The organism is Haladaptatus sp. W1, from assembly GCF_001723155.1.
Taxonomy (GTDB): Archaea; Halobacteriota; Halobacteria; order Halobacteriales; family Haladaptataceae; genus Haladaptatus; species Haladaptatus paucihalophilus.
Genome location: NZ_MEIH01000164.1, coordinates 1 through 2,096 on the forward strand (window position 1 = coordinate 1; position 2,096 = coordinate 2,096).

Annotated in this window: 1 protein-coding gene and 1 pseudogene; one reads left to right on the plus strand and one right to left on the minus strand. The window is 65.8% G+C overall.

Going from position 1 to position 2,096, the window contains the following annotated elements:
* Positions 1–440: iron-containing alcohol dehydrogenase (locus tag BG842_RS08755; RefSeq protein ID WP_139136070.1), on the minus strand; the 440-nt coding region annotated here is incomplete at its 3' end.
* 21 nt (positions 441–461) lie between these two features.
* Between BG842_RS08755 and BG842_RS08760 the strand changes: the two are divergent.
* Positions 462–1,932, plus strand: a pseudogene (locus BG842_RS08760) (aldehyde dehydrogenase family protein).
* Positions 1,933–2,096: the final 164 nt, after the last annotated feature.

Below are 2,096 nucleotides of genomic sequence, written 5' to 3' on the forward strand. Positions count from 1 at the left end.
TCCGTGTCCGCCACGACCGCCAGCGGCGGTTCGGCGGCCACGCTGTGGCGCGTGTCCTCCTCCGGGACCGACCCCCGCCCGCTGACGATGCCGTCGTGGCTCGCGGCCGTCGGAATCGAGACGAAGCCCCGCCCGATTTCGTCGCTCGCCATCTTGGCGATGTCGATGGCCTTCCCGCCGCCCACGCCCACGAGATAACCCGGATTTACTTCGTTCGCCACGTCGATGACCCGCTGAACGGACTCGAAACTCGCCTCCTCGATGACGACGGTTTCGACGCCCCATCCCGCGTCCTCGAACTGGTCCGCGACGCGCTGTCCCGCCACCTCGTTCGGCGTCGGACTCGTCACGAGCAGCGGTGTCCCGTGCAAGTGCAGTTCGTCGATGGCTGCCGTCGTCTCCGAGAGAACGCCATGGCCCACCACGACGTTCCGCGGCAGGCGAGGCCGGAGTTCAGTGTGATGTCGGACAGAGCCTACACCTTGGACGGCGACTGGAACGCCCTCTACATCGACGGCGAATGGATCGACGGCGGTGACCGGGACGAAATCGACGTGACGAACCCGGCGACCCGAGAGCAAATCGCGTCCGTTCCGGCCGCTACCGAGGACGACGTAGACCGCGCCTACGAGGCCGCCGCGGAGGCACAGGCCGACTGGGCGGACCAATCGCCGAACGAGCGAATCGGCGTCATCCAGTCCGCGCTCGACTTGCTGGACGAGCACCGGAACGACATTCTCCACTCGCTCGCGGTGGAGTCCGGAAGCGCGAACATGAAGGCGTTCGCGGAGTGGCAGACCGCGCGCGGCATCACCCAACAGGCCGCCGAGTTCCCCTTCCGCGTCGGCGGCGAGATCAAGGACTCGATGATTCCGGGGAAGGAAAACCACGTCAAGCGAATCCCGATGGGCGTCGTCGGCGTCATCTCGCCGTGGAACTTCCCGTTCAACCTCTCGATGCGCGCCGTCGCGCCCGCGCTGGCGCTCGGCAACGCGGTCGTGCTCAAGCCCGCTTCGCCGACTCCCGTCACCGGCGGCCTGCTCCTCGCCAAAATCTTCGAGGAGGCCGGACTGCCCGAGGGACTGCTCAACGTCGTCCCGGCAAAGGCTCGGAAATCGGCGACCGGATGGCGTCCCACCCGAACTCGACGTCATGGCGTTCACCGGTTCGACCGAAGTCGGCAAACACGTCGCCAGCCTCGCGGCCGAAAACCTCGCGCTCCCCGCGATGGAACTCGGCGGGAACAACCCGCACGTCGTCACCGAAGACGCCGACATCGACGCGGCCATCGACTCGGCCGTCTTCGGGTCGTTCCTCCACCAGGGACAGGTCTGTATCTCCATCAACCGCCACCTCGTCCACGAGGACGTGTACGACGAGTACGTCGAGAAACTGACTGAGCGCGCCGAGTCGCTCCCCATCGGCGACCCGACCGACCGCGACAACGTTATCGGTCCCATCATCGACGAGGGCCAGCGCGACCAGATGCTCGACTACATCGAATCGACGGTCGAGGAAGGCGCGACGCTCGAAACCGGCGGTCACCACGACGGTCTGTTCGTCAAGCCGACCGTCCTCTCCGACGCGACCAACGACATGTCGGCGTCGTGCAACGAGACGTTCGGTCCCATCGCGCCGGTCATCCCGTTCTCCTCCGACGAGGAGGCCATCGCCCTCGCCAACGCGACCGAGTACGGCCTCGCCGCCTCGGTCCACGCGGGCGACCTCGGCCGCGCGCAGGACTTCGCCGACGCCATCGACGCCGGGATGGTCCACATCAACGACCAACCCATCAACGAGGAACCCCACGTCCCCTTCGGCGGCGTGAAAGGCTCCGGAATCGGCCGCTACGACGGTGACGCCATCGTCGAGGAACTCACGCAGGAGAAGTGGATTTCGGTGCAGCGCGACCAGCGACGGTATCCGTTCTAAACCGACCTTTTACGACGGTCACGACCAGGAATGACGACGGCCGTCGTCATTCCTGCTGGTTCCCTGTAAAAGCTCGACCAAAAGCAGCGGAAGACGTTCCTGCTCGCTTACGCTGTGCGGGCATGCGACTTCCCAGCCTTCCTTCACTACGTTCAGGAAGACAC